The 20,730-nt window shown below is 35.4% G+C and carries 13 protein-coding genes; 5 read left to right on the top strand and 8 right to left on the bottom strand.

Annotated elements, in window-relative coordinates; all coding sequences use genetic code 11:
* Positions 1–52: 52 nt before the first annotated feature.
* Positions 53–3,328, top strand: coding sequence for a S41 family peptidase (locus tag L3049_RS06955; RefSeq protein ID WP_275109081.1), 3,276 nt, complete (start codon positions 53–55; stop codon positions 3,326–3,328).
* Positions 3,329–3,421: 93 nt separating this feature from the next.
* Here the strand turns inward: L3049_RS06955 and L3049_RS06950 are convergent, their stop codons facing one another.
* Positions 3,422–3,916 carry a hypothetical protein gene (locus L3049_RS06950; protein WP_275109080.1) on the bottom strand — a complete coding sequence of 165 codons (495 nt, stop codon included), beginning with the start codon at positions 3,914–3,916 and terminating at the stop codon, positions 3,422–3,424.
* Between the two features lie 356 nt (positions 3,917–4,272).
* Here L3049_RS06950 and L3049_RS06945 point away from each other — a divergent pair, with 356 nt between their 5' ends.
* The 3 genes from L3049_RS06945 (at position 4,273) to L3049_RS06935 (ending at position 9,541) form a co-directional block, all read left to right on the top strand.
* A complete protein-coding gene (locus L3049_RS06945; RefSeq protein ID WP_275109079.1) occupies positions 4,273–4,860 on the top strand; it encodes a hypothetical protein in 588 nt (195 codons plus the stop codon).
* 13 nt (positions 4,861–4,873) lie between these two features.
* Positions 4,874–6,292 (top strand): flotillin family protein, encoded by a 1,419-nt coding sequence (locus tag L3049_RS06940; RefSeq protein WP_275109078.1) that lies wholly within the window; start codon positions 4,874–4,876, stop codon positions 6,290–6,292.
* Positions 6,293–6,709: 417 nt separating this feature from the next.
* The gene (locus L3049_RS06935; RefSeq protein WP_275109077.1) at positions 6,710–9,541 is read left to right on the top strand and encodes a M16 family metallopeptidase; all 2,832 of its coding nucleotides are present in this window, start codon (positions 6,710–6,712) and stop codon (positions 9,539–9,541) included.
* A gap of 56 nt (positions 9,542–9,597) precedes the next feature.
* Here the strand turns inward: L3049_RS06935 and L3049_RS06930 are convergent, their stop codons facing one another.
* The 7 genes from L3049_RS06930 to L3049_RS06900 all read right to left on the bottom strand — a co-directional run bounded on the left by L3049_RS06930 (position 9,598) and on the right by L3049_RS06900 (position 19,355).
* On the bottom strand, positions 9,598–11,631 hold the full coding sequence (locus L3049_RS06930) for an MGH1-like glycoside hydrolase domain-containing protein (RefSeq protein WP_275109076.1): 2,034 nt from the start codon (positions 11,629–11,631) through the stop codon (positions 9,598–9,600).
* A 5-nt stretch (positions 11,632–11,636) separates the two neighbouring features.
* Positions 11,637–14,789: a beta-galactosidase, LacZ type gene (gene lacZ / locus L3049_RS06925; RefSeq protein ID WP_275109075.1), complete on the bottom strand. Its 3,153-nt coding sequence runs from the start codon at positions 14,787–14,789 to the stop codon at positions 11,637–11,639.
* 107 nt (positions 14,790–14,896) lie between these two features.
* Positions 14,897–16,195: a S28 family serine protease gene (locus L3049_RS06920; protein ID WP_275109074.1), complete on the bottom strand. Its 1,299-nt coding sequence runs from the start codon at positions 16,193–16,195 to the stop codon at positions 14,897–14,899.
* Between the two features lie 17 nt (positions 16,196–16,212).
* A complete protein-coding gene (locus L3049_RS06915) occupies positions 16,213–17,595 on the bottom strand; it encodes an aminopeptidase P family protein (RefSeq protein ID WP_275109073.1) in 1,383 nt (460 codons plus the stop codon).
* 386 nt (positions 17,596–17,981) lie between these two features.
* Positions 17,982–18,587, bottom strand: a complete 606-nt coding sequence (locus L3049_RS06910) for a LysO family transporter (protein WP_275109072.1) — start codon at positions 18,585–18,587, stop codon at positions 17,982–17,984.
* 5 nt (positions 18,588–18,592) lie between these two features.
* A complete protein-coding gene (locus tag L3049_RS06905) occupies positions 18,593–18,877 on the bottom strand; it encodes a LysO family transporter (RefSeq protein ID WP_275109071.1) in 285 nt (94 codons plus the stop codon).
* Between the two features lie 205 nt (positions 18,878–19,082).
* Positions 19,083–19,355: a DUF493 family protein gene (locus tag L3049_RS06900; protein ID WP_275109070.1), complete on the bottom strand. Its 273-nt coding sequence runs from the start codon at positions 19,353–19,355 to the stop codon at positions 19,083–19,085.
* Between the two features lie 248 nt (positions 19,356–19,603).
* Here L3049_RS06900 and L3049_RS06895 point away from each other — a divergent pair, with 248 nt between their 5' ends.
* Positions 19,604–20,725 carry an efflux RND transporter periplasmic adaptor subunit gene (locus L3049_RS06895; protein ID WP_275109069.1) on the top strand — a complete coding sequence of 374 codons (1,122 nt, stop codon included), beginning with the start codon at positions 19,604–19,606 and terminating at the stop codon, positions 20,723–20,725.
* The last annotated feature ends 5 nt before the right edge of the window (positions 20,726–20,730 follow it).

The raw sequence follows: 20,730 nt of genomic DNA, 5'->3' as shown, positions 1-20,730 counted from the left end.
AAGTCTGAAATTTTACACCAAATAATATTTACACACTAACTTATAAATTGCAATGTTAAAATTGAATGTGAGAATTGCGGTATTTTGTCTAGTCCTGTTTGGGATGATGGGAAGTGCTTATGCAGAGAAGGATGTGCGTTTAATGCGTTATCCTGATGTAAACAAAAATCAAATTGCCTTTGTATATGCTGGCGATATTTGGACAGTTGATTCTAATGGTGGCGATGCCAAAAGACTAACTTCGCACAAAGGAATGGAGCTATTTCCAAAAATTTCACCAGATGGACAATGGATTGCTTTTTCTGCTGAATATTCAGGCAGTCGTCAAGTATATGTGATGCCATCTGTAGGAGGAACACCTAAGCAATTGACTTATTACAATTCGGTTGGAATGATGCCGCCACGTGGAGGATTCGATAATGCTATTTTAGATTGGACGCCAGACAGCAAATCCATTTTGGTACGTATGAATCGTACTGCTTTTGGTGAGCGAAACGGAACTTATTACAAAGTAAGCATAGATGGTGGTCTGGAAGAAGCTTTGCAAATTCCAGAAGGTGGATTTGGTGTTTTCTCACCTGATGCCAAGAAAATGTGTTTTGCGCCAATTAGTCGAGAATTCAGAACTTGGAAGCGTTACAAAGGTGGACGTGCAGCTGATTTATGGATTTATGATTTGGAAAATGATCAGTCGGAGAGAATAACCAAGTTTGTTGGTTCCGATCAAATACCATCATGGTATAAAAATGCAATCTATTTTGCTTCCGATCGCGATTTAAAGCTGAACATCTATAAATATGATGTTACTACCAAAGAAATTAGCCAAATTACACACCATAAAACATTTGATGTGATGTGGCCATCTGGTGAAAATGGACAGTTGGTTTATGAAAATGGTGGGCAATTGTTCAAGCTAAATCTGGAAACAGGTAAGGAAGAGCGTGTAATTGTAAACATCAATTTCGACAACCCAAACATCCTTCCATATTATACGAATGTTAAGGATTTTATTCAAGGATCTGCTGTTTCTCCATCCGGAAAACGAGCTTTGTTCGATGCGAGAGGAGATATTTTTTCAGTTCCAGCAAAGAATGGTCCAAGCCTGAATCTTACGCAAACACAAGGTGTTCGTGAAACGGCTCCATCTTGGTCACCAAATGGAAAATACATTTCTTACTACTCCGATGCTACTGGTGAATACGAAATTTACTTGTTAGAGAATAAAAAAGGAGCAAAGGCAAAGCAAGTTACTTTTGGTTCTTCTAATTGGATGTACAATCCGACTTGGTCACCAAATAGTAAATACCTGTTATTCTTCGATCGCAGCTTAAAATTGAAATATTTAGATGTTGAAAAAGGAGAGCTTAAAGTTGTTGATACGGCAAATCGTAACGAACTAACAGATTTTTCTTTTTCTCCAGATTCAGATTGGATTACTTACGTTAAGGATAGCAGAAACGATCAGGGAGCAGTTTGGGTACACCAAATTTCTACTGGTAAAAAATATCAGTTAACTGATGATACTTTTGGGGATTCATCACCTGTTTTTTCTAAGGATGGAAACTTTATCTATTTCCTTTCTAACAGAGATTTTAATCTTGATTTTTCAAGTTTTGAGTTCAACTATTTGTACAATAATGCGACTCGTATTTTTGCCATGTCTTTAAAAGCAGATGGACCAAAATTATTTGCTTTGAAAAATGATGTAGAAGAGGTAAAAGAGGAAGCTAAAGCTGTTGATTCGAAGAAAAAATCGAAGAAGGAAGCTCCAAAAGCAGAAGACAAAATAAAAGTTACTATTGATGTAGAAGGAATTACCAATCGAATTGCAGTTTTTCCATTGTCTTCAGGAAATTACAGAAATTTAGACGCTGTTGATGGTGGTATTCTATACACTAGTGGTGGAGCGCTACATCATTATACAATTGAGAAAAAGAAAGATGATGTAATCTTGGATCGAGTTTCAAATTACTCTCTTACTGGTAATGGCGATAAAATCATGTATCGCGCAGGTTCTACTTATGGTATTACTGATTTATCGGCAGGACAAAAAGCAGATGCTGGAAAATTAAGTTTGGATGGTCTGGAAATGAAAATTGATCCTAAGAAAGAGTGGAAGCAGATCTATACAGACGGATGGCGAATTTTCCGCGATTACTATTACGTTGCTAATATGCAAGGTGTTGATTGGGATCAAATTAAAGCGAACTACAATCAATTGATTCCCTACGTGAGTCATCGTGCCGATTTGGATTATATTCTTGGTGAGATTATTTCGGAAACCAATACAGGACATGCTTATGTAAATTATGGCGATTTTGAGAAGGTAAAACCGTTGGAAACAGGGCTGCTTGGAGCTAAGCTTAAGGCAGATCCTAAAACTGGAAAATATATTATTGCTAAGATTTTTGAAGGTGAAAATTGGACACCTAACCGAAGATCTCCATTGACAGAGCAAGGTGTGAATGTGAAGAAAGGAGACTACCTTCTAAGTATCAATGGTCATAAGCTAAGTCTGGAAGAAAATCCTTACATGTATTTAGAGAATACAGTTGATAAAATGATTGAAATCACCGTAAATTCGAAACCTAATTTCGAAGGAGCAAAAACGTATACAATTAAGCCGATTGCTTCTGAATTGGAGTTGATGTATCTGAACTGGGTGAATGAGCGTCGTGAGATTGTAAACAAATTATCAGATGGTAAGATTGGTTATATTCATGTTCCTAATACTGCAGTAGAAGGAAACCGTGAATTGCATCGAGGGATGTATGCGTATCATGATAAGGAAGCTTTGATTATTGATGACCGTTATAATGGTGGTGGATTTATTCCTGATCATATGGCTGATTTACTAGATCGTAATGTGCTATCATATTGGCATCGTAGAGGTTTAGAACCTACTCAAACTCCGGGAATTGCACATGATGGACCTAAAGCCATGTTGATTAATCACTATTCGTCTTCAGGGGGAGATGCCTTCCCATACTATTTTAGAAAGAAAGGACTTGGAAAGCTTATTGGTACACGCACCTGGGGTGGACTTGTAGGTATGTCGGGTAATGCCGGATTAGTAGATGGTGGTTATATTGCCGTACCTCGTTTTGGTATTTTTGATGAAAATCAGAAGTGGATTATCGAAGGTATCGGTGTTTATCCTGATGTAGAAGTTTACGATGAACCTCATAAGGTTGCAAAAGGAATTGATCCTTCCATTCAAAAAGCTGTAGAAATGCTTTTGAAAGAATTAAAAGAGAAACCAATGAAAAAGGTAAATGCTCCTAAAGATCCAAATCGTTCTAAATGGATAGAAGAGGATGTGAAATAAATTATACAAAATAATATATAGAGAAAAGGAGCACCATTTGGTGCTCCTTTTTTATTCTGTTTTTTGGATATGAATAAGAGAATTGTATTGTAGTTAGGTGTGTAACTCAATGTCATCAGAGTTGTTCACATTTATATTGCTATTTTTAATTGGCATCATAAAAATAATAAAGGCAATAGCTCCAATTATTACTAATCTTATAAAAAGATGATAGAAAAAAATACTCTTAAGTTTAAAGTGTTTATATCCTGTAATAATTATACCGATAGAATTTACAGTTAGACCAACAATAAAAAGGTCTGGCCAAAATGGATAATGTTGAAGTTTAAACAAAATTGCGATAAGGAGCAAAGGCAATGCAAAACCGCTTATTTTCACTTCAATTGAATCAACAATAACTTCTTTAAACAGAAATTTTCTCAAACGCAAAACTAAACCTTGATTTACAGCTAAATAATAGAGGAAATAATAATTCGCTAAAATCATTATAGAGATAGTTAATAATTCCCCACTAAATGGGATATGAAGTGTTTTCAAGAGTATTGATAAACAAGCTGATAAAATAATAAATAGTTCTATTTTTTTCATAGATCTTGTTTAGGATTGATTTTAACATTTAGGATGTTTTTTCTCATTATTCAAACTTTTAAGATGTGTAAAATTATTTAATACACGTTTTATTTTTGTAGTAACATGTATTTAAATCTAATACTATTAATTAACGCATTGTAAAATAGAACTTATTTTAAAAGCATTCTAAGTTAAAAGATACCATCGCTCTATTTTTAATTTTTTCTATAAAATATCTCTCCACTTTTATCCCCTAAAAATCCATTAAAAACATGTGAAATTTTAGTTACGACTAAAAAGAATAAATCTATTAAGCATAATAGCTTCTAGGTGAATATTTATTGGTATTTTGAGACAAATAAAAAATGATAATTATGATTCTAACTATTTCGAATTGGTGGACTGACATGAACTTGGTTGAACAAGTTTTTTGGGGAATTGCCATTCTCTTTTCATTCTTTTTCGTCATTCAAACAGTATTGACCTTTTTTGGCGGTGATGTGGATGATATGGATGTTGATGGAGATGCTGATACAGCTGTGGATACTGATGGAGGTATCGATTTTCAATTTCTAAGTCTTAAAAACCTGATTGCCTTTTTCACCATATTTGGATGGACAGGTATTATTTGTCTTCATTCAGGATTTGGACCAGGGATTTCTGCCTTAATTGCTACTGGAGCAGGATTAATAATGATGTTGATCATGGCTTCTATCATGTATTTTATGGGGAAACTGGTTGAAGATGGTACTTTGAAAATGAAAAATGCCATTGGTAAATCAGGGAGTGTATATCTGCCGATTCCTGCAAAAAGAGCAGGTATGGGAAAAGTTCAAATTCAAGTTCAGGGATTTCAAACTTTAGATGCAGTAACTGATAATGAAACAGACATTCCAACAGGAGCAATTGTTGAAGTGGTAGAGATATTAAATAATCAAATTCTAGTTGTAAAACTCAATTAATTAATAAAACACTATGGGAGAATATGTAGTTTTTCTTTTTGCCGCAGCGGCAATTTTCATCTTTGTGATGATCGTTTCGTTTTTTAAACGTTACAAAAGATGTCCATCCGATCGAATATTGGTTGTGTATGGTAAAGTTGGTAAAGGGGTTGGAACAGAATCTCGTTCAGCAAAATGTATTCATGGTGGAGCTGCCTTTATTTGGCCAGTTATTCAAGATTATGCATTTTTAGATTTAACACCAATTTCAATTGAAATTAATTTAACGAATGCCTTAAGTAAGCAGAACATTCGTGTTGATGTTCCTTCACGATTTACTGTTGGTATTTCTACAGAGTCAGGGGTAATGACCAATGCTGCAGAGCGCTTGTTAGGTTTATCTCAAGATGATATCAGTAACCTGGCGAAAGATATTATTTTCGGTCAGTTGCGTTTGGTTGTTGCAACCATGGATATTGAGGAAATCAATAGCAACCGGGATAAATTCCTTGCAGCAGTATCATCTAATGTGGAAGCTGAATTGAATAAGATTGGTTTGAAGCTGATCAATGTGAACGTAACCGATATCAACGATGAGTCGGGATACATTCAGGCTTTGGGTAAGGAAGCAGCTGCAAAAGCGATAAATGATGCTAAGAAAAGTGTTGCTGAGAAAAACCGTGATGGTTCGATTGGTGAGGCAAATGCACATCAGGAACAACGTGTACAGGTTGCTGCAGCCGATGCTTCGGCAGTAGAAGGAGAGAATACAGCGAAAATTACGGTAGCTAATTCCGATGCTAGTAGAAGAGAGAAAGAAGCGGAAGCAGAACGTTTGGCTTCAGCTGCTGAGAAAGTAACTCAGGCGCGTGCTTTAGAGGAAGCTTATGCTGCTGAACAATTGGCTGAAAATGCTCGTGCAACTCGTGATAAAGCAACACAGACTGCTAATATTGTGGTACCTGCTGAGATTGATAAACAAAAAATTGAGATTGCTGCTGAGGCGATTGCTGAGCAAACCCGTCGTCATGCAAAAGGTGAGGCAGATGCGATTTTCATGAAAATGGAAGCAGAAGGTAAGGGTACTTATGAAATTTTGAGCAAGCAAGCGGAAGGTTTTGACAAGCTAGTTCAAGCTGCTGGCGACGATGCTAAAGATGCAGTAATGTTAATGATTGCTGATAAATTACCGGAATTAGTTGCGACTCAAGTAGAAGCGATTAAAAACATCAAGATTGATAAGGTTACCGTTTGGGAAAATGGTGGTGGAAAAGATGGAAAAACATCTACAGCCAACTTTATGCAAGGAATGATGGGATCTATACCTCCAATGGAAGAGCTTTTCAAAATGGCTGGAATGGAATTACCAACTTATCTTGGTAAAAAAGTAGAAGGTGACGATACGGTAGCTTTCGAAGATGTTTCGGATAAAGAAGACAAAACAGAAGAGTAGATATCTTCTGATATAGAATTGAAAAGGAGCGCCTATGGTGCTCCTTTTTTTGCTTCTATTATTCAATCAGTAAGAGCAAGAATTTATTTCTAAAATAGCTTAGCTTACTGATTGTGATTTTTTACTGATTTCAGTACTATTAGTATACAGTATAAATAATAAATTTTATACTGTTTTGATATTGCTTGTACGAAAATATTGTTTAGTTGAATTGTTAAAATATTTATTTTGTCAGTGCTAATTGATAATATAGTAGTGTTTTGTGGGTGTTTGGATTATTTTGTGTGAATGTGATAAAAATAAAATGTTAAAAATAACTAATAAATTAGTTAAGTGATAAAATGTTTGTTTAAATTAGATAAAACTTGCACTTATGTTGTGTAGGAGATGAAATCAAATCACTAAAACGAATAACAAATGATTAAGTATTTATTTAGTAAAATCAGCCTTTGTGCTGCTTGCGTTTTGACAGCAACAGGAATGCTATCAGCTCAAAGTGGTATGGATGCTAAAATTCCGATGGATCCGAATGTGCGGACGGGAAAATTAGATAATGGATTAACCTATTACGTTCGTCACAATGAAGAACCTAAAGATCGGGCCAGCTTTTACATTGTTCAAAATGTAGGTGCGATTTTAGAAAATGATGATCAGAATGGATTAGCCCATTTCTTGGAGCATATGGCTTTTAATGGCACAAAAAATTTCCCAGGAAAGGGAGTCTTAAATTATTTAGAAAAATACGGAGTTGCTTTTGGTAGAAACATTAATGCTTATACAAATGTTGATGAAACTGTTTACAATCTAAGTAATATTCCTACTTCAAATGAAAACTTATTAGATTCGGCACTTTTGGTATTGCATGATTGGTCGAATTACTTGAGTTTAGAAGGCGAGGAGATAGATAATGAACGCGGTGTCATTCATGAAGAATGGAGAACACGTAGATCTGGAGGAATGCGCGTTTATTTAGAACAAAATAAACTCATTTACAAAGGGTCAAAATATGCGAAACGCGATGTAATTGGTAGTCTTGATGTAATTGATAATTTTGATCATCAGGTGATAAAGGATTTTTACCACGACTGGTATCGTACCGATTTACAGGCGATTGTTGTTGTTGGGGATGTTGATGCAGAGAAATTTGAAATGAAGATTAAGGAAATGTTTGCTCATATTCCTGCTGTTAAAAATCCTAAAGAAAGAGTTTATTATCCAGTACCAGATAATCAGGAACCTATTGTTGGAGTTATTACTGATAAAGAATTGAGTAGCTTAAGATTTGATATTTTATACAAACATGAGGCAACCCCTTTTGTTGAAAAGAATATGAAATACTATCGTGAACTTCTTATCGCAGATCTTCAATCAACAATTCTTGGTAATCGTTTAAATGAATTGCTACAGAAAGGGAATGCTCCGTTTATTAATGCATTTGGAGCTTACTACAACAAAGCAAGAAAAATGGATGTTTATCACAATAGTGTAACTCTTAAAGAGGATAATATTATTGGAGGTATTGAAGTCTTTTTAAAGGAAGCTGAAAGAGCAAATAGATATGGAGTTGTTGCCTCTGAATTAGAAAGAGCGAAGACTGCTATGCTGAGTCAAGTTGAAAAGCAATATCAGGAACGTAACAAGCAACATAACGATCGATTGGTTCGTGAGTACAAGCAAAACTATCTTACCAATGAGCCTGCTCCTGGTATTGAGTTTGAATTTATGGCAATGCAGAAATTGTTGCCTGGAATTAGTGCAGATGAAGTGAATGCAATTTCTAAAGGATGGGTTACAAAGGAGAATGTAGTTATAACTTTATCAGCACCTGAGAAGGAAGGATTGCAATTGCCAACTGAAGAACAATTGCTTGCAATCGTTAAAAAAGTTAGAAATGCAGAACTAGAGCCTTACGAAGACAAGGTAATTAACGAACCCTTAATTGCTGAATTACCAGAGCTTGGTTCGGTAACAAAAGAAGCTAAATTAAATGCTTTTGATGCCACAGAATGGAAGTTGGCAAATGGTGCTACAGTTGTGCTTAAAAAGACTAATTTCAAAGAGAATGAAATTCGCTTGAAAGCTTTTAGTAAAGGTGGAAATTCGCTGTATAATGTTGAGGATTTAGCTTCTGCAGAAATGACTGGTGGATTTATTTCAAATTTTGGTTTGGGTAAATTTGACCAAACAAGCCTTAAAAAATTACTTACAGGTAAAGAAGTTCGCGTTTCGCCATATATTGGAGAATTATCTGAAGGTTTTAATGGAAATTCTTCGGTTAAAGATTTTGAAACTTTGCTGCAATTGGTGCATATGTATTTCGAACAACCAAGATTCGATGAAGATGCTTTTACTGCATTAAAAAGTAGATATATGGCTTACGTAGCCAATATGGGATCCGATGTAAATAAGGTATTTGGTGATTCTGTAGCAATGACTTCTACTAATCATGATGCTCGTACGATCTTGTTTAACACAGATATGATTAGCAAATTAAACTTGGCTACCATGGAGCGTGTATATAAGGAACGTTTTGTTGATGCAAGTGATTTTACTTTCGTTTTTGTTGGAAATATTGATGCTGAAAAAGCTAAGCCTTTAATCGAGACTTATATTGGTAGCATTAAAGATATCGATCGTAAAGAAAATTGGAAAGATAATGGCGTAGGATACCCTGAAAAAGATGCTTTCAATCATTTTGTTAGACAAATGGAAACTCCTAAAACAACCATTAATATCGATTTTCACGGAGATATTAAATACTCGAAAGAGAATTCTATTATGATGGATGTTGTGGCTGAACTACTTAGTAAAAGATACCTTGAAGTGATTCGTGAAAAAGAAGGTGGATCGTACGGAGTTGGAGTAAGAGCATCTGTTGATAAATTTCCTCGTGAAGAGTATAATTTATTAATTCGTTTTGATACCGATCCAGCTAAGGCAGATAAGCTAAAAACTATTGTTTACAATGAGGTTAGCGAGTTGTTTACTAGTGGAGTAAAAGAAGATGATTTGAATGAAACCAAGAAAAATTTCATTAAGGAATACCAGGAAAATCTTCGTAAGAATGGCTATTGGATTAATGCAATAAATCGTTACTATGAATACGGTGAGAGCGTTAAGACTGTTGAGGCTTATGAGGAAATGATCAATGAAATATCAAAAGAAAAAGTGGAAGCATTTGCAAAGAAATACTTTGCTAAACCAGCTAAAATAGAGGTGGTAATGTCTCCAGAGCTTAAAGAGATTTAATTTTTAAGTCATAAATGACAAAGCGGATGTTCTGTACAGAACATCCGCTTTTTTAATTAGTCTTCATCTGTCAATAGCATCAAATAATGAGCTGCTGACCAGGAAAAGTGGTTAGCATTTAATCCTTTACCACTTATAGGGTGGTAGTTTTCTCTAATTGGTGCATCCTGAAGTAGACCCTCAGCATTTTGCAACAATTTCTGACTTAATAGATCTGCTTCTTTAGTGTAGCCATATAGTTCTAGCGATTTAATACCAAAGTAAGCCTGATCTAACCAAACTGGGCCTCTCCAATAGCCTTTAAGCGGATTGAATTTTTTGTGATCGGCTACTAGGGTAGGGAAAGGAACTTTTGTATTGAATTTAGTAGTATCGGTCAGTAACTTTACAACACCATTTGCTTGCTCTTGATTCGCAATGTTTGTGTAAAGAGGAATCCAGCCTTCGGGTCCTTGTTGTACAGTTAAGAGTTTGCCACTTATAATTTCTCTATCGTAGAAAAAACCTTCTTCTGTATCGTAGAATTCGTTGGCAATTCGCTCTTTTAAATTATTGGCCTGCTTACTTAGTTTTTGGGCTTCTTCCGATTTGTCCAACAAGTTTGCAAGCTTGACCAATTGTTCTTTCTCAGCTTGCAAATAAGCGTTAAGATCTACTGATTCCTGATTCATAGACCATCCGTTCTTGTTGTTCTTAAGCATTTTTGAATCATCAAAGCGAACCGCATTGTCCATACCTGATTCCCATTTAGCTGCGATAAGAGTACCATCGGTTGAACCATATTCGCATAAGCCATTTTGGTCGTGATCACGATATTGATACCACCATTTATGATATTTCACCAATTTAGGATACATTTCTTTCACAAACTCAAGATCAGAAGTTGCTTTATAGATTTCTAAAACAGCCCAGCTAGCCAATGGTGCTTTGGTGTCGCGCCAATTATTTTCTTTGGGATCAAAATATACACAGTCGGCAACCATACCCATATCATCCTGATATTGGAACATAGAGCGAAGGTTACTTTTTGCAAGTTCAGGATTGAATCTTACAAGAGCAACAGCCTGTTTCCATGAGTCCCAAGACCAGAATCCATAAAAACCTTGATAAGCTGCTGACGGAAAAACACCAGAGTGTTGTAGATCACCCGCTGGTGATCGCCAGTTGGTAAGTAAGGTTTGCACGCATTTTACCGCCAGCTTTCTATTCTCTTTCTTTTCTAACAATGAACTTTTACTCGATAATGCATTGCTTAGGTATTTGTTCCAACGTGTTTTGTTGTCTGTAAATGCATTTTGTGAATTGTATAGGTATTCTTCCGTTTTAGAACTTTCTGCAAGCGCCTCTTGTTTATTAAAATAGTGAGAGTGAAGAAGGTTTATTGTATTTGATTTACCAGCTGGGATTTCAAGTCTGTCCTTTAAAATCATTCTATAAGAAAGTTGATCTTTAGATATTATTACATCCTTGGTTTTATCGGTCTGAATTATAAATTCTTCCTCACTGTTTTCAAACGCAACTTTAATGCCCAAAGTGGTTTCTTTCAATTGTAAGCCCTTTTCAAAAAGCTGTCCCTTCCATCCAATGTAAAGGTTTAATTCCTTTTCAGAATGATTAAAAATTTTGGTTTGCAGTAAAGAGGTACGATTACTTACAAAAATTAATTTAATGGTAATGCTTAAGTCCTGAACCTTCAATGTTTGTTGTAATAAGCCTGGATTGTAGGTCATTTCGGCTTTCGCCTTACTCAAATCTATTGGTTCATTTGTTTGAGCATTAGTTACTTCTAGCTGACTAATGCTCTTGCTTAGCCATTGGCCCCACATTTTCATGCTCAATGGACCAGAAAATCCACCATAATAGGATGTACTATCTTGATGTGGTAATGCATATCCATGCCAAGCACCCAAATCGGAAAAGCCGAATGCATCCAATTTGAATTGCTCCTGAGGTATACCTGATATGTTCAGAACATTGGAATAAATTTCCTGCAAATCAGCTTTTGAATCAATCGCTTCTTTTTCAACACAGGCTGAAAATGACATCAGCAAGCAAAATGGCAAGTATAATTTTGATATTATTTGTCTCATGATTCTTATTTTATTCTAAGCTTACTCAGCTCGTTTAAATCCTGCTCTCCATTAATAGGGCGAAGAATAAACTTGTATTTATAGGTTCTTGAAGGAATACAGTATTCTGCGTGCACAGGTGCTCCCCAAGAATTATCTCCACCAACACCCATTTGTTTGTAATCAATTTGAAAGGAGATTACATCGCCTTGTTTGATTTCATTTCCATGTTTATTTGGCTTGTCTTTTCCTTCATGATAAAGTTTTTTGTAATCAAAACCCAAAGCAGAACCAGATAGCAAAGGAGCACCAATAGCCATTATGCCTTTACCTTCTTTATTGGTTAAGGCAATCCAACGAAGATCGGTTTTATTGCCAGTTTCTTGCGGACGAACATAGGGATGGTATTGTTCCCAAACATTTCCTTTGTAATGATCGATGATACTGGCGGATTTTCTATCTTCCATACTTTCCTCAGGTCCTCTTCCGAACCATTCTATTTGATTAAATTCCTTTGGTAATTGCATTTGCATGCCCAAACGTGGAATCATCGGAAGATCATTTGAAAGTGGTGTAAATTGATTCTCAATTTCGATGTCTCCATTTCCTGAAACAAGATATTTAGTATGGTATTTACTCGAAGCACTTGCAAGATTGCTTTGCACATTTACTTCAATTTGTTGAGGATTAATTTGATTTAGCTTAATCTCAGACAATTCTCTTTTTTCTCCAGCATCTTTCCAGATTTTGCATTTAGCAGGAGTTCCATTTCCTAAATCATTATCGGTAACCGCTCGCCAGAAGAATGGCTCCAAAGCTTGCTCGATTAATTCTGTTCCATCAATTTTGTAGGAGTTGATACTGCCATTTTCTTTTGAAATAATCAGTTCGAATTGCTTTCCTGTTATTGTTATTTCATTTCGATTTTCAATCAATTTTAGTTTAGCCAATTGATTAGATTTAATTGGTTCTACTTCCTTGTGAATAGGCAATTGAAATTGTTCCCAAGCTACGCGATGAGCTTTTGGAATCATTACATCTTCTACTGAACAGTGAGCTTCGAAAAGGATGAAATATTCTTTTCCCGGTTTTGGATCAATGGCAGGATAATCGATTTTTACATTCATATGCTCATGAGCAGCCAGAGGTTTTGCATCAACATTACCTGCTGCAATTTCCTTTGCATCTTCCTTTAGCTTCCAGCTGATATCAATATGGTCTAGACTGATAAAATCATATCGATTTATTAGTTTGAATTGATTATTAGAAAGATCAACTTTTTCGAAAGCAATAGGTTGGTATACTTTCTTTACTTCCCAAATATGAGGATGAATTTTTCTGTCTGCACTAATCAAGCCATTGGCACAAAAATTTGAATCATTTTGAATCTTATAGATCCCCATATCACCACCATAGGCAAAAATTGTATCTCCTTTTTCGGTTACTTTTCTAAAGGTTTGATCTACCCAATCCCAAATGAATCCACCTTGAAGTTGGCGATGTTTGCGAATTAAATCCCAATAATCCTTAAGGTTACCAACGCTATTTCCCATAGCATGTGCATATTCACATTGGATAAGTGGACGCGTTTGTACTTTCTCAATATACTTTTTCATTTCCCATATGCGATCGTACATGGGGCAGAAAATATCTGTATTGAATTCTTGTCCAGAATCTTCAGATTGTACAGGGCGCGAACTATCATGTTCTTTTAACCATTTATAGGTTGCTTCGAAGTTTTGACCACGACCTGTTTCATTTCCTAATGACCAAATAATAACAGAGGCATGATTTTTACTTCGCTCGAACATGGACTGAGTTCTGTCAAGAAATGCTTTTTTCCAGTTTGGTTTATTAGCCAATGTTTTTTCCTTATTGTAAGGATCGCAACCATGTGCTTCAATATTGGCTTCATCAATTAGATATAAACCATATTCATCGCATAATTCGTACCATCGCTCACGGTTTGGATAGTGTGAATTTCGAACAGCATTGATGTTGAATTGCTTCATTAACTCGATATCTCGAATCATTGATTCTTCAGTAATCACACGACCTTTTTCAGCGTCATGCTCATGCCGGTTGACACCTCGTATAACAATTGGCACACCGTTAACTTGCAATAAGCCATTTTTAATCTCGCTGGTTCGGAAACCAATTTTCCTGCGGATTATTTCTATGGTTTTATCACCAGATTTCAATTCAATCTGTAGTGTGTATAAATTTGGTGTTTCTGCAGTCCATTTATGAACATCAGGAACTAGGCCTTCAAATGAAAAAAGCTGAATGCCTTGTTCAAGCTTTCTAGTTGTACTTAAATCTACAATGGTTTTTCCTCCATCGAATACCTTTACTTGTAAAGATCTTCTGGCAGTTTTAGTTAGGTTTTGATTGATCTTTACATCTAAAGAAAATGTTCCGTTAGTGTATTTTTCATCTAATCCAGCTTGTACGAAGAAATCTTGGATGTGAATCTTAGGACGAGCATACAAATAGACATCTCGCTCAAATCCACTCACCTTCCAGTAATCCTGATCTTCCAAATAGCTACCATCGCTAAATCGGTACACTTCAACCGCCAATTGGTTTTTCCCTGATTTTAGATACTTTGTCAAATTGAATTCGGCTGGGGTTTTACTTCCCTGACTGTAACCAACTTTCTCTCCATTCACCCAAACATACATAGCAGAACGAACACCTCCAAAATGGATATAGACTTCTTCATTTTCCCAATTTTCAGGAATTGTAAATTCTTGTTTGTAAGATCCTACAGGATTGTAATCATGAGGAATGAATGGTTCATTGTTTGGAAAAGGGTAGGAGACATCAGTATAAATTGGAACTCCATATCCTTCCAACTCCCAATGAGCTGGTACCTTTATATTATTCCACTTTGAGGTATCGAAATCAAGTTTGTGAAAATCAACAGGTCTATCGGCTGGTTTAACTACCCAATTGAATTTCCATACTCCATTTAAATCTATAAAATAGGGAGAATTAGACTTTTGATTTCGACTTGCATTTTCAGTATTTCGATATGCAAAGAAGGATGCTCTTGGCTTTTCTTTGTTTATTCCTACAACTTGAGGGTTTTCCCAATCATTTGGCTTGTTGGCTTCTTGCGCTGTAAGTATATCGCACAGCAAAACAAAAAGGATGCTAATACTTAGGGTTTTCATATTTGTTTGGAAAGTTAGTGTGTGTTTGAGTCAGGAGGTCTCAGAGGGCTATTCCGAAACCTCCTTCTCAAAAGAAGAATCCTAATGCTAGTTATGATTCTTGATTGTTATTTTTGTATTTTAAGATCGAGCCAAGCTTCTAAGGTAGATACGATTTCTTTCTGCATTTCCTCCGGGAAGCTTTTGATTCTTGTTTTGTGAGAACCTTCCGGGTTTACAAATTTTTGGCATTTGTTGTTTTCTTTTAGGTTAACAGCAGTTGCCGACCAAGTATCATATTCCCCATAGATGAAAAGTATTTTTTCAGCATCTGTTTGCAGCCATTTGTTAATTTTAACCATCGATGAGGCATCAAATTTTCGAATAGGTTCATTCGGAAAAACATGATCGAAGGTCAAATCGTCTTTGTAATTCAAATATTCTTTGAATGGAACAATTTCATAGCTGTACATTCCAATTTCGCTTAATGCCTGATGATAAAATGCAAGACTGGGTTTCAAGCTTATTTCATCGAAGAAATCCATGCCTGAAACTTTTATAAGGTGCTCAAACAATTCATTAACGCTAGCATTTTCATCTGGAATGTTGTAGAAAGTAATTCCTCCCCATTGCCAATATGCAAAAGGATATTCAAGAATACTTAAATCCAAAGCTTTTTCCAATCCCATCAAGAAAGAATACTTTTTTTCTTTGGCATGAGATTCGGCTATGGTGAGTAGCTTTTCTTTGTTTTTGAAACAAGCCAATTGAAATTGATAAATCTTATCTCGGGTTTCTTTTTTTCCAACACTTGCCAAATGTTCATGTATTCGTTTGTCTTCACGAGCTAAATTAAGAGGAGCCACATAGGGTACACTAACCTCTACATCATTAGGATAAAAGTAACGATGATACATGGTTGTCTGCCCACCTTTACTGATTCCAGTTGTGATCCACTTTTCTTTGTAGATCTTTTTTAAAGCCTGAATGATCACATGTTGATCGGCTGCAGCCTGTTTAATGTTCAAATATTGCCAATCTATACTATCAGGCATGGAATTTTTGAAATAGCGATGCTCGATGGTTAGTTGATTTGCTTTTAATAATTTACTTAATTCACCTGCTTTCTCCGACCAAATTTGATAGCCTTCAATTTCCACTACCATAGGTCGATCAATACTATGATGCCCTAGAAGTACGCGTTGTTGAAAGGTTCCCGCATCTGGATTGTTATGGTCCAATGCTTGAGTGAAATACAATTCAAAATAGCTAGCGAAAGTAGTATCTCCCTTTATTTTTTGAACGCTAACATTGGGAATTTGTTTTAGTTTCTCTTCAAGAGATTTTGATTTAGCGAGTAAGCTATTTGATAAACCCAAACTAAGAAGGAAGAGTAAACAAATTGATTTGATTATGTGCTTTTTCATGTCTGCTTTTTTACGATTTAAATTCTTTCCGCTTCGACATCTGCTATGGTTTTAGGAATTGGTTTTCCTAATAAACGAGCACCATCTTTTGTGATCAGGAAGTCTTCTTCGTTTCTGCAACCACCAAAATTTTTGTATTGTTCAACTTTGTCGTAATTAATGAATTCAGAGAAGCGGTTCTCGGCTTTCCACATATCAATGAGCTCAGGAATAAAGTAAATGCCAGGTTCTATAGTTAGAACAAAGTTTTCTTCCAATTCTCGCCCTAATCGTAAAGACTTAAGTCCAAACTGAGTGCTTTTAGCTTCTCCATTGTATCCGACATAAACTTCGCCAAGATTCTCCATGTCATGAACGTCCATACCCATCATATGACCTAGGCCACATTGGAAAAACAAAGCATGAGCTCCTTGACGTACAGCTTCATCTAAGTCGCCTTTCATGAATCCCATTTCTTTCATACCTTCAGCAATAGTTCGGCCAGCTTTTAGGTGAATATCTTTAAATTTTACACCAGGAGCAAGCATATCGATAGCTGCTTCGTGAGCATTTAGTGCAATTTGGTAAATTTCTTTCTGTCTGGTTGTAAATGTTTTGTCAACAGGGAATGTACTTGACATATCACCCGCATAATGCATGCTATTTTCAGCACCACAATCCAGAAGGAAAAGATCTCCACTTTTTAGCGTGTTACCATGATAATGGTTGTGTAGAGTTTGGCCGTTTATAGTTGCAATAACAGGAAAGGAAAGTTGACCACCAGCTGCAATAGCAACTTGTTGCACCGCAGCAGCAATCTCAGATTCTTTCATGCCGGGGCGAGCCATTCGCATAGCTGTTAAGTGCATGTCAGCAGTAATATTTACTGCATCTTCAATTAAAACAATTTCTTCCTGACTTTTGTAATTTCTTTGATTTGCAATCGCCTGTATAAATTCGTAGGAGGCATTTGTGGCAGCAATGTTAGGATGAACCTGAATTAGGTCAAGTAATTTGATTTGATGTTCTGGACGATAAGGAGGAAGGTGGTGCACTTTTCTGCCATTAGTTAGTGCTGTGGCAAGATAGGATTTTAACTCTGCCATCGGGAGCGTTTCCTTGATGCCTACGGCCTCACTTTTTTCTTTGATGGTTGGTTGTGAGCCCATCCATACAATATGATCCATTGTAAGTTCATCACCAAAAATAATCTCGCGGTTTTCATCGATATCGATAATGGCATTTAAGCCTGCATAATCGGATCCAAAGAAATATAAGAAGGTGCTATCCTGACGAAAATGATAGGTGTTATCTGCGTAATTCATGCCTGATTCATCGTTTCCTAAGAATAGTAGAATTCCTGATTTTACATCTGTTTTAAGTTGGTCTCTTCGTTTGCAATAAGTTTGTTTTGAAAACATTGTATTTTGTTTTTGGGTTTGTTGGTTGATAAACGCAAATCGTAATCTGCATTGAAAAATAATAATGGTTTGGATACAACAATTTTATCCGAAAAGTAAAAGTTTACCTTATTTTATCTTGAATACATCAATCCCATGTAAAGAGTATAATCTATTAAAATTGTGAAAACGGAAAAATCGATAGTGGGGATGGAGCTAACAAATCCAGCACTCGTACAAACCTTTGTACGAACAATTATAGAGAAGTATGAATTCGTTATAGCAAATCATTCAACTGGATGTTAATTGAGAAGTAAATTTATAAAAAATCGAATATGATATTCTGTTTATCTTCCTTAAAATGAGTATAAACTATTGGTGTTCTGATCGCTAATAAAAAGATGTTTTTATAAGAACTCTAAAATAAGAGGAACAATTACAGGAACTAATACCGTTAATACAATTCCGCTAAAAACAGCAATTATAGCATATTCTTTACCTGAATATTGAACGATAATTGGCATGGTTGTATCCATTGCGGTTGCACCACCTGAAGCAATACCTGCAAGTTTTCCAAAATACCGAACAAAGAAAGGTGTTGCTAAAAGTGTAATAACCTCACGAATGATATTGGATAGGAGCGCAATAACTCCCAATGTCTCAGAATGAAATTCTGTAATTATGACTGAGGATAGACTGTAATAACCAAAACCAGCCCCAACAGCCATAGCTTCTCCAAAATTGATACTAGATAAGAGAATAGAAACGGCAGAAACACCAATTAGAGAACCAACTATTACAGAAAGTGGTACAAGAACAATTTTGAAGTTGACTTGACGAATAACTTTCCATGAGTCGCGATCAGTTCCAATACCAATTCCAACTAAGAACATCAACAAATAAAGTGCATAGATGCTAAAATCTCCTTCAAGAAGCGTATCGGGTAAAAAGCGAGTCAGGCCAAGAATTAAACCCAAAACAAAAAAACTAAGAATGATTAAACTGCCTTTCATAGTGTTTATTTCTTTTTAAAGAATAAGGAATAGGTGAAATACGCGCAAATCAAAGAACCTAGCAATGCACCAATGGTCAAAACCAATGCTTGTATACCAATTGTGTCTAGGTTGTTTATAATTCTATCGTTGGTACCTACACCAATTCCCAATAAAAAAAGGAGAAGGAATATTGAAAATGAGGTTAAAACACCTACGATTTTTATGACTTTTGGACGGTTACCAATAAAAAGACCAATGCCCATTCCTAATATCATAATGGCTAAAACGATGATGATGTCTGTTAGCATGGAAAGTGTAAGCTTAAGGTGTTAGTGTGTTTGAAAAGGCAATATTAGTTTTTTCTTTCGGAATAGAAAATAGCAAACCTACATAGTTTGATTTTTAAGAACTAAGAAGGACAAAAAAAGGCCGAATCTTTCGAAACAGCCTATAAGTGTTTTCTAATGAAATCATCACAGTTCTCAATGTTTTTTATTGATAGTGAGAATTGTATTATAATGCCATGATACCTTTTATTCCCTCGGCACGAGTGTAAACTTCGATTACATCATCGGCAGATTTCATTACTTTTTTAATTGTAATACCAATGAATTTAATATCTCGAGATGTTTTATAAGTGTATTCAGTATCTTCTGAAAATAAGTTTTTAACAGCATTTATTTTGTCCTCGTTATTCGGGACAATAAATTTAAACATGTAAACAGATGGCCATTTTGTAGAGTCCAATAGCTGCTGTTTCATTTTATTATATTTTTCCTGATCCATCTTTTAGATTTTTAGTGGTGACAAAAATCGTAATAATTTCTTAAAATCCTTACATCACTTCGAGGAAAACGTTAATTAGAGCTTAATTGTTTCAGATTTTATTCGATTCTGGAATTTTCCTTAAATAGTTGTTAACGTGACATAAATTATTATTAATCTATATCTATATATTGTATCTTTACATGTTTGAGAAATTAGACTAATTTAGTTATACATTCTAGAGAACATTCCACTAATATAAATCATCGATGAATAGAAAAGTAATTATCGTTTTGCTGGTTATCGCAACTTTGGCTATTGGTTTTTTTGCCATGAAAGGCTTGAGCAGTTTAAAAGAAGCTCCTAAAAAGAATTTGGACAAAAAAAAGCTACCTATTGTTAAAGTGGAAGCTGTAAATTATCATGAACTTTCTTCTCCTATTGTTGAAAAGGGGAGATTGGCTTCTAATTTGGAAGTGAATTTAAGTTCTGAAGTAGTTGGTCGTATCGTTGAGGCTGGCGTTCCTTTAAAAGTGGGACAGAAGTTTAAAAAAGGACAATTGTTGATTCGTGTTTATGAAGAAGATGCAAAAATGGATTTACGTGCTCAGAAAAGTCGTTTCTTAAATAAATTAGCTTCAAACCTTCCTGATATTAAAGTAGATTATACCGATAACTTTGAGGTTTGGATGAACTTTTTCAATGCCATTAATTTGGAGAAAGCTATTCCTGAGTTACCAAGTGTAAAGTCTGATCAAGAAAAAGTATTTATGGCAAGCAGAAACATTTTAGGAGACTATTATGCGATTAAAAGTGCAGAGGTTAAATTAAACAAACGAAAAATATACGCACCATTTAATGGTTCTTATGTAGAAGTAAATACTCAGATTGGATCGGTTGCAGGAATGGGATCGAAACTTGCTGGTATCATAGAATCGAATAATTTAGAGCTACAAGTTCCGATTGAGTCGAAAGAAATTTCATGGTTGAATTTGAATGAAAAGGTCGACATTTTGGATTCTCAAGGAGAAGTAATTTTTACTGGTAAATTAGTGCGTAAGTCTGATTTTGTTGATCAGGGAACACAATCTATTTCTGTTTTTGTAAAGTTGGAGAATACAAATGGAAAGGAATTGTATCAAGGACAGTTTTTAACTGCTCGTTTTAATGGGAAAATGATTGATAATGTCATGGAAATTCCTAGAAATGCTGTTTTCAGCTCAAACAAAGTATTTGTTGTTGAGGGAGATATCCTAAAAGCAAAAGTAATTAATGTTGTGAAACGCAATGAGAATACTTTGGTTTTTAATGGATTAAAGGAGGGTGAGATATTGGTTATTGAACCTCCTGTTAAGGCTACGGAAAACATGCAGGTACAAATCAAGAAATAGCGTAA

Origin of the sequence: Labilibaculum sp. DW002, assembly GCF_029029525.1 — a bacterium.
Lineage (GTDB): Bacteria > Bacteroidota > Bacteroidia > Bacteroidales > Marinifilaceae > Paralabilibaculum > Paralabilibaculum antarcticum.
The sequence above is the reverse complement of the archived record's forward strand: the minus strand, read 5'-3'. Positions and strand labels throughout refer to the sequence as shown.

Excerpts from the sequence above, each read along its gene's own strand:
- L3049_RS06905 (WP_275109071.1), bottom strand. The coding sequence starts at position 18,877 with ATGCTAACAGACATCATCATCGTTTTAGCCATTATGATATTAGGAATG.
- L3049_RS06940 (WP_275109078.1), top strand. The coding sequence starts at position 4,874 with ATGGGAGAATATGTAGTTTTTCTTTTTGCCGCAGCGGCAATTTTCATC.
- L3049_RS06955 (WP_275109081.1), top strand. The coding sequence starts at position 53 with ATGTTAAAATTGAATGTGAGAATTGCGGTATTTTGTCTAGTCCTGTTT.
- L3049_RS06900 (WP_275109070.1), bottom strand. The coding sequence starts at position 19,355 with ATGGATCAGGAAAAATATAATAAAATGAAACAGCAGCTATTGGACTCT.
- L3049_RS06895 (WP_275109069.1), top strand. The coding sequence starts at position 19,604 with ATGAATAGAAAAGTAATTATCGTTTTGCTGGTTATCGCAACTTTGGCT.
- L3049_RS06945 (WP_275109079.1), top strand. The coding sequence starts at position 4,273 with ATGATTCTAACTATTTCGAATTGGTGGACTGACATGAACTTGGTTGAA.
- L3049_RS06910 (WP_275109072.1), bottom strand. The coding sequence starts at position 18,587 with ATGAAAGGCAGTTTAATCATTCTTAGTTTTTTTGTTTTGGGTTTAATT.
- L3049_RS06915 (WP_275109073.1), bottom strand. The coding sequence starts at position 17,595 with ATGTTTTCAAAACAAACTTATTGCAAACGAAGAGACCAACTTAAAACA.
- lacZ (WP_275109075.1), bottom strand. The coding sequence starts at position 14,789 with ATGAAAACCCTAAGTATTAGCATCCTTTTTGTTTTGCTGTGCGATATA.
- L3049_RS06935 (WP_275109077.1), top strand. The coding sequence starts at position 6,710 with ATGATTAAGTATTTATTTAGTAAAATCAGCCTTTGTGCTGCTTGCGTT.
- L3049_RS06950 (WP_275109080.1), bottom strand. The coding sequence starts at position 3,916 with ATGAAAAAAATAGAACTATTTATTATTTTATCAGCTTGTTTATCAATA.
- L3049_RS06930 (WP_275109076.1), bottom strand. The coding sequence starts at position 11,631 with ATGAGACAAATAATATCAAAATTATACTTGCCATTTTGCTTGCTGATG.
- L3049_RS06920 (WP_275109074.1), bottom strand. The coding sequence starts at position 16,195 with ATGAAAAAGCACATAATCAAATCAATTTGTTTACTCTTCCTTCTTAGT.